General features: G+C 61.1%; 13 protein-coding genes. 9 read left to right on the top strand and 4 right to left on the bottom strand.

Annotated features, from left to right (window positions below):
• Positions 1–270 precede the first annotated feature (270 nt).
• Positions 271–945, bottom strand: a complete 675-nt coding sequence (gene rpiA, locus F8N96_RS15975; protein WP_150798610.1) for a ribose-5-phosphate isomerase RpiA — start codon at positions 943–945, stop codon at positions 271–273.
• A 301-nt stretch (positions 946–1,246) separates the two neighbouring features.
• Between rpiA and ilvA the strand changes: the two genes are divergently transcribed.
• Both ilvA and F8N96_RS15965 read left to right on the top strand, forming a co-directional pair.
• A complete protein-coding gene (ilvA, locus tag F8N96_RS15970) occupies positions 1,247–2,761 on the top strand; it encodes a threonine ammonia-lyase, biosynthetic (protein ID WP_150798609.1) in 1,515 nt (504 codons plus the stop codon).
• A gap of 38 nt (positions 2,762–2,799) precedes the next feature.
• Entirely contained in the window at positions 2,800–3,225 is a 426-nt protein-coding gene (locus tag F8N96_RS15965; RefSeq protein ID WP_150798608.1) for a DUF2269 domain-containing protein, read from the top strand.
• A gap of 168 nt (positions 3,226–3,393) precedes the next feature.
• Here the strand turns inward: F8N96_RS15965 and F8N96_RS15960 are convergent, their stop codons facing one another.
• Complete coding sequence (locus F8N96_RS15960; protein WP_150798607.1) at positions 3,394–4,050, bottom strand: HAD family hydrolase; 657 nt, start codon at positions 4,048–4,050, stop codon at positions 3,394–3,396.
• Between the two features lie 143 nt (positions 4,051–4,193).
• Between F8N96_RS15960 and F8N96_RS15955 the strand changes: the two genes are divergently transcribed.
• Positions 4,194–4,673 (top strand): RNA pyrophosphohydrolase, encoded by a 480-nt coding sequence (locus F8N96_RS15955; protein WP_007945562.1) that lies wholly within the window; start codon positions 4,194–4,196, stop codon positions 4,671–4,673.
• Positions 4,674–4,695: 22 nt separating this feature from the next.
• Positions 4,696–6,975 carry a phosphoenolpyruvate--protein phosphotransferase gene (gene ptsP / locus F8N96_RS15950; RefSeq protein ID WP_150798606.1) on the top strand — a complete coding sequence of 760 codons (2,280 nt, stop codon included), beginning with the start codon at positions 4,696–4,698 and terminating at the stop codon, positions 6,973–6,975.
• A gap of 114 nt (positions 6,976–7,089) precedes the next feature.
• On the opposite strand, the gene F8N96_RS15945 is transcribed toward ptsP, so the two are convergent.
• Positions 7,090–7,836, bottom strand: coding sequence for an NRDE family protein (locus tag F8N96_RS15945; protein ID WP_150798605.1), 747 nt, complete (start codon positions 7,834–7,836; stop codon positions 7,090–7,092).
• A 133-nt stretch (positions 7,837–7,969) separates the two neighbouring features.
• Between F8N96_RS15945 and F8N96_RS15940 the strand changes: the two genes are divergently transcribed.
• From F8N96_RS15940 to F8N96_RS15930, 3 genes are all read left to right on the top strand, one after another.
• Positions 7,970–8,752: a sulfite exporter TauE/SafE family protein gene (locus tag F8N96_RS15940; protein ID WP_150767617.1), complete on the top strand. Its 783-nt coding sequence runs from the start codon at positions 7,970–7,972 to the stop codon at positions 8,750–8,752.
• An 82-nt stretch (positions 8,753–8,834) separates the two neighbouring features.
• Entirely contained in the window at positions 8,835–9,641 is an 807-nt protein-coding gene (gene lgt / locus F8N96_RS15935) for a prolipoprotein diacylglyceryl transferase (RefSeq protein ID WP_150798604.1), read from the top strand.
• A 48-nt stretch (positions 9,642–9,689) separates the two neighbouring features.
• Positions 9,690–10,661: a thymidylate synthase gene (locus F8N96_RS15930; RefSeq protein ID WP_150798603.1), complete on the top strand. Its 972-nt coding sequence runs from the start codon at positions 9,690–9,692 to the stop codon at positions 10,659–10,661.
• 135 nt (positions 10,662–10,796) lie between these two features.
• Here F8N96_RS15930 and cadR read toward each other — a convergent pair whose 3' ends face one another.
• Complete coding sequence (gene cadR / locus F8N96_RS15925; protein WP_150767620.1) at positions 10,797–11,246, bottom strand: Cd(II)/Pb(II)-responsive transcriptional regulator; 450 nt, start codon at positions 11,244–11,246, stop codon at positions 10,797–10,799.
• 84 nt (positions 11,247–11,330) lie between these two features.
• On the opposite strand from cadR, the gene F8N96_RS15920 reads away from it, so the two are divergent.
• Both F8N96_RS15920 and F8N96_RS15915 read left to right on the top strand, forming a co-directional pair.
• A complete protein-coding gene (locus F8N96_RS15920) occupies positions 11,331–13,595 on the top strand; it encodes a heavy metal translocating P-type ATPase (protein ID WP_150798602.1) in 2,265 nt (754 codons plus the stop codon).
• Positions 13,596–13,611: 16 nt separating this feature from the next.
• The gene (locus tag F8N96_RS15915; protein ID WP_150798601.1) at positions 13,612–14,475 is read left to right on the top strand and encodes a LysR family transcriptional regulator; all 864 of its coding nucleotides are present in this window, start codon (positions 13,612–13,614) and stop codon (positions 14,473–14,475) included.
• The last annotated feature ends 58 nt before the right edge of the window (positions 14,476–14,533 follow it).

The following is a 14,533-nucleotide window of genomic DNA, read 5'->3' as shown; positions in this document are numbered from 1 at the left end:
TACGCCGCTTTCGCCCTGTAGGAGCTGGCTTGCCAGCGAAGAGGCCCTAACATTCAACATCCATGTCAACTGTTACGCCGCTTTCGCCCTGTAGGAGCTGGCTTGCCAGCGAAGAGGCCGTCACATTCAACATCTATGTCGACTGTTACGCCGCTTTCGCCCTGTAGGAGCTGGCTTGCCAGCGAAGAGGCCGTCACATTCAACATTTATGTCGACTGTTACGCCGCCTTCGCTGGCAAGCCAGCTCCTACACGGGGGGCTGCGTACGGCTTATTGGGCGCGCAGGGTTTTTACGCCTTCGCTGGTGCCCAGCAACAGCAAGTCGGCCGGGCGTGCCGCGAACAACCCATTGGTGACCACGCCAACGATGGCATTGATCTGCGTCTCCAGCTCGACCGGGTTGGTGATCTGCATGTTGAACACATCGAGGATGATGTTGCCGTTATCGGTCAATACGCCTTCACGGTAAACCGGGTCGCCGCCGAGCTTCACCAGCTCGCGGGCCACATGGCTGCGGGCCATCGGGATCACTTCCACCGGCAGCGGGAATTCGCCGAGGACCGGTACCAGTTTGCTGGCGTCGGCAATGCAGATGAAGGTCTTGGCCACGGCCGCGACGATCTTCTCGCGGGTCAGGGCTGCACCGCCGCCCTTGATCAGGTTCAGGTGCTCATCGCTTTCATCGGCGCCGTCGACGTAGAACTCGAGGTCGCTGACGGTGTTGAGCTCATACACCGGAATGCCGTGGCCCTTGAGGCGCGCAGCGGTGGCTTCGGAGCTGGCGACCGCGCCGTCGAACGCGCCCTTGTGCCGGGCCAGGGCATCGATGAAACAGTTGGCGGTGGAGCCGGTGCCGACCCCGACAATGCTCTTGTCATCGAGTTTCGGAAGGATGAAGTCGACGGCGGCCTGAGCCACTGCCTGTTTGAGTTGATCCTGGGTCATGCGGGCTCCGAGGTGCCGAAGGAGGGACGAAAGGCCGGCATTATAGGCTTCGGGGCGGGGAAGGTCATTGCCCGATTGGCGGGCCGCGACGGTTACCTGCACCCGTGACCCTAACTGGACCATTACTGGACCATTAACTGTAGGAGCGAGGCTTGCCCGCGAAGATGCCGTCACATGCAGCATAAATATTGACAGCTAGATCGCTTTCGCGGGCAAGCCTCGCTCCTACAAGTGTGGTCGCCCGCCCGAAAGCCGGGTTAGACTCCTTGACCCTGCCCAACTCGCTCAGTGATGCTTTCCGATGCTCGAACAGTACGTCAAAAAGATCCTCACCTCGCGCGTTTATGACGTTGCCGTAGAAACCCCTCTGCAGACTGCCCGCCAGCTTTCCGAGCGGCTGGGCAACGATATCTGGCTCAAGCGCGAAGACTTGCAGCCGGTGTTCTCGTTCAAGATTCGCGGCGCTTATAACAAGCTCACCCAGCTGTCCGATGAAGAACGCGCGCGCGGCGTCGTTACCGCTTCGGCGGGCAACCACGCCCAAGGCCTGGCCCTGGCGGCCAAGGTGCTGGGTGTGAAAGCCACCATCGTCATGCCCAAGACCACGCCGGAAATCAAAGTCGAAGGCGTGCGCTCCCGTGGCGGCAAGGTCGTGCTGCACGGCGATTCGTTTCCGGAAGCCCTGGCTTACTCGCTGAAACTGGTGGACGAAAAAGGTTACGTCTACATCCACCCCTACGACGATCCCCATACCATTGCCGGGCAGGGCACGGTGGCCATGGAAATCCTGCGCCAGCACCCGGGGCGCCTGGACGCGATTTTCGTCCCGGTGGGCGGTGGCGGGCTGATTGCCGGAATCGCCGCGTATGTGAAATACCTGCGTCCGGAAATCAAGGTCATCGGCGTCGAACCCGACGACTCCAACTGCCTGCAAGCCGCCATGGCGGCTGGCGAGCGTGTGGTGCTGCCGACCGTGGGCCTCTTCGCCGACGGCGTCGCGGTGGCGCAGATCGGCCAGCACACCTTCGATATCTGCAAGGACCATGTGGATGAAGTGATCACCGTCAGCACCGACGAGATCTGTGCGGCGATCAAGGATATCTACGACGATACCCGCTCGATCACCGAACCTGCCGGGGCCTTGGGGGTCGCCGGGATCAAGAAGTACGTCGAGCAACATGGCATCACCGGGCATACCTTCGTCGCCATCGATTCCGGGGCCAACGTCAACTTCGATCGCCTGCGTCACGTGGCAGAACGTGCCGAACTGGGCGAGGGCCGCGAGGCGATCATCGCCGTGACCATCCCCGAGAAGCCAGGCAGCTTCAAGGCGTTCTGCGAAGCCATCGGCAAGCGCCAGATCACCGAATTCAATTACCGCTACAACACCGGCAGCGAAGCTCATATCTTCGTCGGCGTGCAGACGCACCCGGAAAACGATCCGCGCAGTGCGCTGCTGGCCAGTCTGACCGAACAGGGCTTCCCGGTACTCGACCTGACCGACAACGAACTGGCCAAGTTGCATATCCGTCACATGGTCGGCGGGCGTGCGGCCCATGTCGTCGATGAGGTGGTATTGCGCTTTGAATTCCCGGAGCGGCCCGGTGCGCTGTTCAACTTCCTCAACAAGCTCGGCGGGCGCTGGAACATTTCGATGTTTCACTACCGCAACCACGGCGCGGCTGATGGCCGTGTGGTTGCCGGCCTGCAAGTACCCCATGGTGAACGTCATCTGGTGCCGGCGGCACTGGAAGAAATCGGCTACCCGTACTGGGATGAAAGCGACAACCCGGCCTATCAGCTGTTCCTCGGCTGAGGGGCTACGCTGATGGGCAGCCTATAAGGAATCGATTCATGGAAACGTTAACCGCGCTGAAAGTGGCGCACATCGTGGCGACGGTGTTGCTATTGATCAGCGCGCTGGGGCTGGCGGTCTGGGTCTGGCGTGCGCGGCGCAACGGTGATGCGACGGCCCACGCTCGCACGTTGCAGCGACCGGGGGTATTCATCTGGGTGTTGATGGGGTTGGCATTGCTGAGCATGCCGTTCACCGGGTGGTGGATGGTGCATCTGGTGGGCTGGCCGTTGGGGCAGACCTGGTTGCTGGCTTCGAGTGTGCTTTACACCGTGGCGGCGTTGGTCTGGTTTTGGCTGGTGGTGCGACTCAACAAGTTGAGCAAGGGACCAGGAGGCAATGGCAAGTTCACCTTCGCCCTCGCACTGTTCAGCTTCATTTGTTTCATCGCGATTGCGGGGTTGATGGGCGCCAAGCCAGTGTAGGAGCGAGCTTGCTCGCGAAAAACTCAAGGTTGCTACGGGGAGTCAGGCACCCGCGTCATCGTTAACGACCATCGCGGGCAAGCCTCGCTCCTACAGGTGTGCGTCGTGTCCATTTTCGGCGACCAACACAAATCCCTGTAGGAGCGAGGCTTGCCCGCGAAGGCGATATCAGTCGCGCAGACTCATTACCGGCCACCCACGCTTCTCGGCCTCAGCCCGCAAGTTAGGATCCGGATCAACCGCCACCGGATTCGCCACCTGCTCCAGCAATGGCAAATCATTCATCGAGTCGCTGTAGAAATAGCTGTCTTCCAGATTGTGGCCAGTCTCTTCCAGCCAACGAATCAACCGGGTCACCTTGCCTTCGCGAAAGCACGGAATGTCGGTGCTGCGCCCGGTGTAACGGCCATCGACCATTTCACATTCCGTGGCAATCAAGGTTTCGACCCCGAGACGCTGGGCAATTGGCCCGGTCACGAAGCGGTTGGTCGCGGTGATGATCACCAGTTTGTCGCCGGCCTCGCGGTGCTTTGCCAACAGTTCGATGGCCTTGGGCAGCACGATCGGTTCGATGCAATCGCGCATGTAATCCAGGTGCCATTCATCAAGCGTGGCCATTTCCGTGCGACCGAGGACTTCGAGGCAGAAGTTCAGGTACGCATCGTTATCCAGCTTGCCGGCCAGGTAGTCCTGATAAAACTCGTCGTTGCGTGCCTTGTAGGCGACGGCGTCGAGAAAGCCGCGCTCGCACAGGTAATCGCCCCAGGCGTGGTCACTGTCACCGCCCAGAAGCGTGTTGTCCAAGTCGAATAAAGCCAGCCGCATTGCAGTTACTCGCTGAAAAGTCTGTAGAAAGGCGTCCAGAATACGTACTTTTCACAAGAGTGCACATAAGGTAGACCGGCTCGTTGCTGCCTTCACAACCTTTGTGGAACAATGCGGGGACATGCGTTTGCGAGGTTGTTGCCGTGATCGACCCCGATGGTTTCCGCCCCAATGTCGGGATCATTCTGACGAATGATGCCGGCCAGGTGCTATGGGCTCGCCGTATCAATCAAGATGCCTGGCAGTTTCCACAGGGAGGAATCAACCCCCAGGAGACGCCGGAAGACGCCTTGTACCGCGAGTTGAACGAAGAAGTGGGCCTGGAACGTGAAGATGTTGAAATTCTCGCCTGCACCCGGGGCTGGTTGCGCTATCGTTTGCCGCAACGTCTGGTCCGTACCCACAGCCAACCGCTGTGCATCGGACAGAAGCAGAAATGGTTTCTCCTGCGCCTGATCTCGAACGAGCAGCGGGTGCGGATGGATTTGACCGGTAAACCGGAATTCGATGGCTGGCGCTGGGTCAGTTATTGGTATCCGTTGGGCCAGGTGGTGACATTCAAGCGCGAGGTGTATCGACGCGCTCTCAAAGAGCTTGCCCCGCGCCTTTTAACGCGCGACTGACGACGGAGTTCGACCCCGAGCCATGCTCAATACGCTGCGCAAGATCGTCCAGGAAGTTAACTCCGCCAAGGATCTCAAGGCGGCGTTGGGGATTATTGTGTTGCGCGTCAAAGAGGCCATGGGCAGCCAGGTCTGCTCGGTCTACTTGCTCGACCCCGAGTCCAATCGCTTCGTGCTGATGGCCACCGAGGGCTTGAACAAGCGCTCGATCGGCAAGGTCAGCATGGCGCCCAACGAAGGTCTGGTCGGTCTGGTCGGCACGCGTGAAGAACCCCTGAACCTGGAAAACGCCGCGGATCACCCGCGCTATCGCTACTTTGCCGAGACCGGTGAAGAGCGCTTTGCCTCGTTCCTCGGCGCACCGATCATTCACCACCGCCGCGTCGTCGGCGTGTTGGTCATCCAGCAAAAGGAACGCCGCCAGTTCGATGAGGGCGAAGAAGCCTTCCTCGTCACCATGAGCGCGCAGCTCGCCGGCGTTATCGCCCACGCCGAGGCCACCGGTTCGATCCGTGGCCTGGGGCGTCAGGGCAAGGGCATCCAGGAAGCAAAGTTCGTCGGCGTGCCGGGTTCGCCGGGTGCGGCGGTCGGTACCGCGGTGGTCATGTTGCCGCCGGCCGATCTGGACGTGGTGCCCGACAAGACCATCACTGACATCGCCGCCGAACTCGGGCTGTTCAAGACCGCCATCGAAGGCGTGCGCGCCGACATGCGCGCTTTGTCAGCCAAACTCGCGAACCAGTTGCGCCCGGAAGAGCGCGCACTGTTCGACGTTTACCTGATGATGCTCGACGATGCCTCGCTCGGCAGCGAAATCACTACCGTGATCAAGACCGGCCAGTGGGCCCAGGGCGCGTTGCGCCAGGTGGTCACTGAACACGTCAACCGCTTTGAATTGATGGATGACGCCTACCTGCGTGAACGCGCCTCGGACGTCAAGGACCTCGGTCGACGCTTGCTGGCCTATCTGCAGGAAGAGCGTCAGCAGACCCTGGTCTATCCCGACAACAGTATTCTGATCAGCGAAGAACTGACGCCGGCAATGCTCGGCGAGGTGCCGGAAGGCAAGCTGGTCGGTCTGGTCTCGGTACTCGGTTCCGGCAACTCCCACGTGGCGATCCTGGCGCGCGCCATGGGCATCCCGACGGTGATGGGCCTGGTTGACCTGCCGTATTCCAAGGTCGACGGCATCCAGATGATCGTCGACGGCTATCACGGCGAGGTCTACACCAACCCCAGCGAAGTGCTGCGCAAGCACTTCGCCGAGATCGTCGAGGAAGAGAAACAGCTGGCCCTCGGGCTGGATGCGCTGCGGGATCTGCCGTGCATCACCCTTGACGGCCACCGCATGCCGCTGTGGGTCAACACCGGCCTGCTGGCGGACGTGGCACGGGCGCAGAAGCGTGGCGCCGAGGGCGTCGGTCTGTACCGCACCGAAGTGCCGTTCATGATCAACCAGCGCTTCCCGAGCGAAAAAGAGCAACTGGCGATCTATCGCGAGCAGCTCGCCGCGTTTCATCCGCAGCCGGTGACCATGCGCAGCCTGGACATCGGTGGCGACAAATCGCTGTCGTACTTCCCGATCAAGGAAGACAACCCGTTCCTCGGCTGGCGCGGCATTCGCGTCACCCTCGATCACCCGGAAATCTTCCTGGTCCAGACCCGTGCGATGCTCAAGGCCAGCGAAGGCCTGAACAACCTGCGGATTCTGCTGCCGATGATTTCCGGCATCCACGAACTGGAAGAAGCCCTGCATCTGATCCACCGGGCCTGGGGCGAAGTGCGCGACGAGGGCTGCGACGTGCCGATGCCACCGATCGGTGTGATGATCGAAATCCCGGCGGCGGTTTATCAGACCAAGGAACTGGCGCGGCAAGTGGACTTCCTGTCGGTCGGCTCCAACGACCTGACTCAGTACCTGCTGGCCGTGGACCGCAACAACCCGCGAGTCGCCGACCTCTACGACTACCTGCACCCGGCGGTCCTGCAAGCGCTGCAGAACGTGGTGCGCGATGCCCATGCCGAAGGCAAACCGGTGAGCATCTGCGGCGAAATGGCCGGTGACCCGGCAGCGGCGGTGCTGTTGATGGCGATGGGTTTCGACAGCCTGTCGATGAACGCGACCAACTTGCCGAAAGTGAAGTGGATGCTGCGGCAGATCAACCTGAGCAGGGCCAAGGAAATGCTGGCCGAGCTGATGACCATCGACAATCCGCAAGTGATCCACAGTTCGCTGCAACTGGCGCTGAAGAATCTTGGATTGGCGCGGATGATCAATCCGGCTTCGGCCAAGACTCTCTGAAAGGCTGATGGCCCTTTCGCGGGCAGGCTCGCTCCCACAGGGGATTTGCGCTAATCCCAGATCCAATGTGGGAGCGAGCCTGCTCGCGAAGAGGCCCGTCCGGGCATCACAGATCTAAACCTTCATCTCCACTTCCCCAAGATGGCCCCCATACGGCCCGAAACTCCGCTCGACCATATGTCGTGTCCCATCCGCCTGCACGATCAACGCCGTACTCGCCCGAGTCCCGTAAGTCGGGCTGGCAATGAACACACTCGACAGCAACGCCTCGGTCGCCAACCCCACCCCGGTATCCGGTAGCTCGGCAAAGGGCGCCGTCTGCGGATCGTTCAGCAGCGCCAATAGCGACTGAGGCTGCGGATCGTCCAGCACTTCCTCCAGCGCCGCCCGAGCCTTCAGCAGCTTGGGCCAGGGCGTATCCAGCCCGGCGTTCGATAATCCATAAACACCCGGTGGCAGCATCACCGCCTCAGCTTCCCGGGCATTGAAATGCCACAGCTCGTTGGCGTTGCCGACCAGCAAGTTAAATCCGGCATATTCCAGCGAACGTGCAACAACGTCGCTCAAATAGAGATCAATTGGCAGCGTGCCGGCGAGAAACCGCGCCACCAGTTCCCCTCGCGATTTTCGCGCAGGTGGTTGATGAGGGTTGCGAATATTGGTGAGCGCAGCGAAACGCCCATTGGCGCCGACACCCAGCCAGGTGCCGCCCGCCTCCAGATCGCGACCGGCATAAACCTGCGGTGATTCCGGCCATTGCGCCAGCGGCAGGCTGGGGCGGGCGTAGAATTCGTCACGGTTGGCGGCGACGATCAGCGGCTGGGTGTGACCGGGGCGCCAGGCAAAGACAATCAGGCACATAAGGTGATCCATGTGTGTTTTTTGCCCACTCTACGCAGTCATCGAGCGGGTATCCATCGCCATCCAGTGGAGCTTGAGGCCATGCATCCGTTACCATGCCGCTCCTATTTTCGGGACGCGGGCGGGGACGGCCATGGAATTTCTACTGTACCTGGCGCTGGGCGCCTGTGCAGGCGTGCTGGCCGGGCTGTTCGGGGTGGGGGGCGGAATCATCATCGTCCCGGTACTGGTGTTCAGTTTCACCTTGCAGGGCTTCGATGCGTCGATTTTGACCCACCTGGCGGTCGGCACCTCACTGGCGACGATCATCTTTACCTCGATCAATGCCATCCGCGAGCACCATCGCCGCGGTGCCGTGCGTTGGCCGATTTTTGCCTGGATGACCGTCGGTATCCTCATCGGCGCCGGTTTCGGCGCGCTGACCGCCGAAGCGATCTCCGGACCGAACCTGCAGAAAATCATCGGCGTATTTGCGCTGATCATCGCGGTTCAGCTGGCCTTGGATGTCAAGCCGAAAGCCAGCCGTACGGTCCCGGGCAAAATCGGTCTGACCGTGGCCGGCAGTGTGATTGGCTGGGCTTCAGCGATTTTCGGGATTGGCGGCGGTTCGTTGACCGTGCCGTTCCTGACCTGGCGCAGCGTGCCGATGCAGCAAGCGGTGGCGACATCTTCGGCCTGCGGGCTGCCGATCGCGTTGGCCAGTGCATTAAGTTTCATGATTCTGGGGTGGCACGATCCCTTGCTGCCGGCCCATAGTCTCGGTTTTATTTATTTGCCGGCGCTGCTGGGGATCGCCCTGACCAGCATGGTGTTCGCCCGCCTCGGTGCTCGACTGGCCCACAGCCTGTCGCCGCGCTTGCTGAAAAGATTGTTCGCCGCTTTGCTGTTCTGCGTTGGCCTGAGCTTCCTGCTCTGACGCGCGTCGCAATGCTGGCTTAATCCTGGTGTGACAGCGTCCCCGGGAATTTTGAAGGTTTCAACTCTAACGAGGAGTCGCAATGCTGCCTTACCCGCAGATCGACCCGGTGGCCCTGGCCATCGGTCCGCTGAAAATCCACTGGTACGGCCTGATGTACCTGATCGGCATCGGCGGCGCATGGTGGTTGGCGTCCCGCCGGCTGAACCGCTTCGACCCGACCTGGAGCAAGGAGAAACTCTCCGACATGGTGTTCTGGATGTCGATGGGCGTCATTGTCGGCGGCCGCCTGGGTTATGTGCTGTTCTACGATCTGAACGCGTACCTGGCCAACCCGACGCTGATCTTCGAGGTGTGGAAGGGTGGCATGTCGTTCCATGGCGGCTTCATCGGCGTGATGCTGGCGGCGTTGTGGTTCGGTAAAAAGAATGGCAAGTCGTTCTTCCAGTTGATGGACTTCGTGGCACCGATGGTACCGATCGGCCTGGGTGCCGGGCGTATCGGCAACTTCATCAACGCCGAGTTGTGGGGCAAGGCGACCGACGTGCCGTGGGCGATGGTCTTCCCGACCGACCCGGCGCGACTGGCGCGTCACCCGTCGCAGCTGTATCAGTTCGCCCTCGAAGGCGTGGCGCTGTTTGCCATCCTCTGGCTGTTCTCGCGCAAGCCGCGGCCGACCATGGCGGTGTCCGGGATGTTCGCGCTGTTCTATGGCATCTTCCGTTTCATCGTCGAATTCGTTCGGGTTCCGGACGCGCAACTGGGCTATCTGGCCTGGAACTGGCTGACCATGGGCCAGGTACTGTGCATGCCGATGATCGTCGGCGGTCTGCTGCTGATCTGGCTGGCCTATCATCGCGCGCCGGCGGCACCCGCGGCAGCCGTATAAATTCGAACCCCGGGGTGACGACCCCGGGTTCAAGGACACAGGTAATTCATGAAGCAATATCTCGATCTGGTCGCCCACGTCATCAAGAACGGCACCAAACAGGCCAACCGTACCGGCGTGAACACCATCAGCTTTCCTGGCGCGATGCTGCGTTATGACCTGAAGGAAGGTTTCCCGGCGATCACTACCCGCAAGATGGCCTTCAAATCCGCCATTGGCGAGATGTGTGGTTTCTTGCGCGGGGTGAACAACGCCGCCGAATTTCGCGCCCTGGGTTGCAAGGTCTGGGACCAGAACGCCAACGAAAACGCCCAGTGGCTGGCCAACCCGTTCCGTCAGGGCGAAGACGACCTCGGCGAGATCTACGGCGTGCAATGGCGCAAATGGCCGGCGTACAAGCAGATCCCGGTCAGCAACCAGGCCGCCATCGAGCAGACCTTGAGCCAGGGCTATCGCCAGATCGCCGAAGGCGAAGAAGATGGCCAGGCGTACGTGGTGCTGTACAAGGCGATCGACCAGATCCGCCAATGCGTGGACACCATCATCAAGGACCCGGGCAGCCGCCGCATCCTGTTCCACGGCTGGAACGTCGCCCAGCTCGATGAGATGGCCCTGCCGCCCTGCCATTTGCTGTATCAGTTCCATCCGAATGTCGAGACCAAAGAGATCTCCCTGACCCTCTACATTCGCTCGAACGACCTGGGCCTGGGCACACCCTTCAACCTCACCGAAGGTGCCGCGCTGCTGAGCCTGATCGGTCGCCTGACCGGTTACACGCCGCGCTGGTTCACCTATTTCATCGGCGACGCCCATGTCTATGAGAACCACCTGGACATGCTGAATGAACAGCTCAAGCGCGAGCCGTTCCCGATGCCGAAACTGGTGATTTCCGACCGTGTGCCGGAGTTCGCCAAGACCGGTGAGTATCAGCCGGAATGGCTGGAGCTGATCGAACCGGGCGATTTCTCGCTGGAAGGCTACGAACACCACGCGCCGATGACCGCGCCGATGGCGGTCTAACGCAACCTGACCGTATCTGATCGTTCCCCCGCTCCGCGTGGGAATGAATCCCGTGACGCTCTGCGTCACAGTGGACGCGGAGCGTCCATGGTTGCATTCCCACGCAGAGCGTGGGAACGATCATCTGTGGTGTGTTTAGTGGCCGTGACTACGGCCCACATGGGAATGCTCCGTCTCCGTCGCCACAACCCCGCCACTCACCTCCAACCGCTGCAAAATCCCGCACTGATCGATATCCGGCCCTTCGCCGCAGCGTTGGCGCAGGTCGATCAATTGCGTCTGCAACGCCAGCAACCCATCGATCCGCGCCTTGACGTGATGGATGTGTTCATCGATCAACGCATTCACGCTTTCGCACTGATCCTGCGGGCTGTCGCGCAGCGCGAGCAGGCTACGGATTTCCTCGAGGGTCATGTCGAGGGTGCGGCAATTGCGGATGAAGGTCAGGCGCTCGGCATGAGCCTGGGTGTAGACCCGGTAGTTGCCGTCGCTGCGGGCCGGTTCCGGCAGCAGGTTTTCGCGCTCGTAATAGCGGATGGTTTCCACGGCGCAGTCGGTGAGTTTCGCCAGTTCTCCTATTTTCATCGGGACAATCTCCAGAAGAGTGCTTGACCCTATAGTGGCTACAGGGTCTTTACTTGGCAACAGGCACCTTCATGGACGTAACCAATGAGCGATTCCCTGCATACCCACAAGCCCGATGCCGCAGATGATTGCTGCAGCAGCAAACTCAAGCCCGTTCCTCAACATGTGCATGGCGGTCATGGTGATGCCTGCTGTTCGTCTACAACAGCGGCGCCTGCACTGGTCCAGTTGAGCGAAGCGCCGAGTGCCGATGCGCGGCTCAGCAGTTTCCGCATCGAGGCAATGGACTGCCCGACCGAACAGACGCTGATCCAGAACAAACTGGGCAAACTGGCGGGTGTGCAACAGCTTGAATTCAATTTGATCAACCGCGTGTTGGGGGTGACCCACAACCTGCCGGACACCGCGCCGATCATCGACGCGATCAAGTCCCTTGGCATGCAGGCCGAGCCGCTGGAGCAGGGCGTGGAAGCACCGGCGCCCGTTGCCGGGAAAAAGCCCTGGTGGCCGCTGGCGTTGTCCGGTGTCAGCGCGGTGGCTGCCGAGGTGATCCACTTCACCAGTGCCGCACCCGACTGGGTGGTGGCCGTCATTGCGTTGGTCTCGATCCTCAGTGGTGGCCTCGGCACCTATAAGAAGGGTTGGATTGCGTTAAAAAACCTCAATCTGAACATCAATGCGCTGATGAGCATTGCGGTGACTGGCGCGATCCTGATCGGCCAGTGGCCGGAAGCGGCGATGGTGATGTTCCTGTTTACCGTGGCCGAGTTGATCGAAGCCAGGTCGCTGGACCGGGCGCGCAATGCCATTGGCGGCCTGATGCAGATGACTCCGGAGCAGGCCACGGTGCAGCAGGCCGATGGCAGCTGGGTGGCGCAGGACGTCAAGACCATCGAGCTGGGGGCGCGAGTGCGAGTGCGTCCCGGCGAGCGAATCGGTCTGGACGGCGAAGTGGTTTCGGGCAATTCGACCATCGACCAGGCGCCGATCACCGGCGAAAGCTTGCCGGTCGAGAAGACCATTGGCGACAAGGTGTTCGCCGGCACCATCAATCAGTCGGGTTCTCTGGAATACGCAGTGACCGCCGCGGCCGACCATTCGACCCTGGCACGCATCATCCACGCCGTCGAACAGGCCCAGGGCGCGCGGGCGCCAACCCAGCGTTTTGTGGACCGGTTCTCGAAAATCTACACGCCGGCAGTGTTCGTCCTGGCCATCGCGGTGGCCGTGATTCCGCCGCTGTTCATGGAGGCGTTGTGGTTCGACTGGATCTACCGCGCGCTGGTGTTGCTGGTGGTCGCTTGCCCCTGTGCCCTGGTGATTTCCACCCCGGTGACCATTGTCAGCGGCCTGGCGGCGGCGGCGCGCAAAGGGATACTGGTCAAGGGCGGCGTGTATCTGGAGGGCGGTTACAAGCTTGATTACCTGGCGTTGGACAAGACCGGCACCCTGACTCACGGCAAACCGGTGCAGACCGATTTTCTGTCCCTTGATCCGACCGCAGATGAATCGGCGCCGGCCATTGCCGTGGCGCTGGCCGGTCGTTCGGATCACCCGGTATCGATGGCCATCGCCAATGCGGCTGTGGATAAACACGCTGCGCCGTTGATTGTGGATAACTTCGAGGCGCTCGGCGGTCGCGGTGTGCGCGGCGAGATCAACGGTCAGACTTACCACTTGGGCAACCACCGCCTGGTGGAAGATCTGGGCCTGTGCTCGCCTGCGCTGGAAGAACAACTGTTCGCCCTGGAAAAACAGGGCAAGTCCGTGGTGCTGTTGCTCGACAAATCCGGCCCGCTGGCACTGTTCGCCGTGGCGGACACGGTGAAGGCATCCAGCCGCGAAGCCATCCAGCAACTGCATGACCTGGGTGTCAAAACCCTGATGCTCACCGGCGACAACGTTCACACCGCCCAGGCCATTGCCGCGCAAGTCGGTATCGATCAGGCCCAAGGCGATCTATTGCCAACGGACAAGCTGCAAGCCATCGAAGCGCTGTATGCACAAGGCCATAGAGTCGGCATGGTCGGCGACGGCATCAATGACGCGCCGGCACTGGCCCGGGCCGAGATCGGTTTCGCCATGGCCGCCGCGGGCACCGATACCGCCATCGAGACCGCCGATGTTGCCTTGATGGACGATGATCTGCGCAAGATCCCGGCCTTCATCCGTTTGTCCCGTCAGACTTCGCGCATCCTGAAGCAGAACATTGCCCTGGCATTGGTGATCAAGGCGATCTTTCTTGGGGTAACCTTCGCCGGGATCGCCACCATGTGGATGGCGGTGTTCGCCGACATGGGCGTGAGCCTGTTGGTGGTGTTCAACGGTTTGCGCCTGTTGCGCAAATAAACAATGAGGGAAGGCAGTGCTGAGTGCCGAGCTGAAGGCGTTTTACATGGTTGCCCGCCTGGGCAGCATAACCCTGGCGGCGAAAAAGCTTGGCCTTAGCCAACCGACGGTGACGACCCAGATCCGCAATCTGGAGAGTCAGTACTCGGTAGAACTGTTTTACCGCGGCGGCCGCCGCCTCAGCCTCAGCGATGAAGGCGCGCGGTTGATGCCGATGGTCAAGGCGCTGTTGCAGCAGGAGGCCGATATCGAGTTCTTCCTGCGCAACAGCGGTCAGGTTCAGGGCACGTTGCGCATCGCCGCCACTGCACCCTATTACATCCTCGATCTGGTGAAGACCTTCCGCGAGCGTCTGCCGCAGGTGGAAGTGTCGGTGGAAATCGGCAACTCCCAACAGGTGCTCGAGGCGCTGGAGGATTATCGGGTGGATGTCGCGGCGTCGTCGCAGTTGCTCAATGATGCGCGGCTGATTCGCCGGGTGCTCGGTAGCGACCCGTTGGTACTGGCGGTGCATCGCCATCATCCGCTGGCCGTTCACGATCATGTGCCGCTGACGGCGTTGGCCGGGCATACCCTGTTGATGCGTGAATCGGGCTCGACCACCCGGCGATTGACCGAGGAGTTGCTGACCAGCGCCGGAGTGAGTTTCGGGCCGTTGCTGGAGATCGGCAGCCGTGAATCGATCCGCGAGGCGGTGTTGCGCAACATCGGGATCAGCATCATTGCCCGGCAGGAAGTGCCTCATGATCCGCAGTTGCGGGTGTTGACCATCGAGAATGCGCCGCAGATGCCCGAGTATTTGTATTGCCTCAAGGAGCGGAAAGGGGCGCGGTTACCGGCGGCGTTTCTGGGGTTGGCGCAGGAAATGGCTCCGGTCTGAGTTTTGTGCTGACTGTGCTGGCCTCTTCGCTGGCAAGCCAGCTCCTACAGGTATCGCG

The sequence above is a fragment of the Pseudomonas fluorescens genome (assembly GCF_902497855.1).
Classification (GTDB): domain Bacteria; phylum Pseudomonadota; class Gammaproteobacteria; order Pseudomonadales; family Pseudomonadaceae; genus Aquipseudomonas; species Aquipseudomonas fluorescens_BI.
The sequence above is the reverse complement of the archived record's forward strand: the minus strand, read 5'-3'. Positions and strand labels throughout refer to the sequence as shown.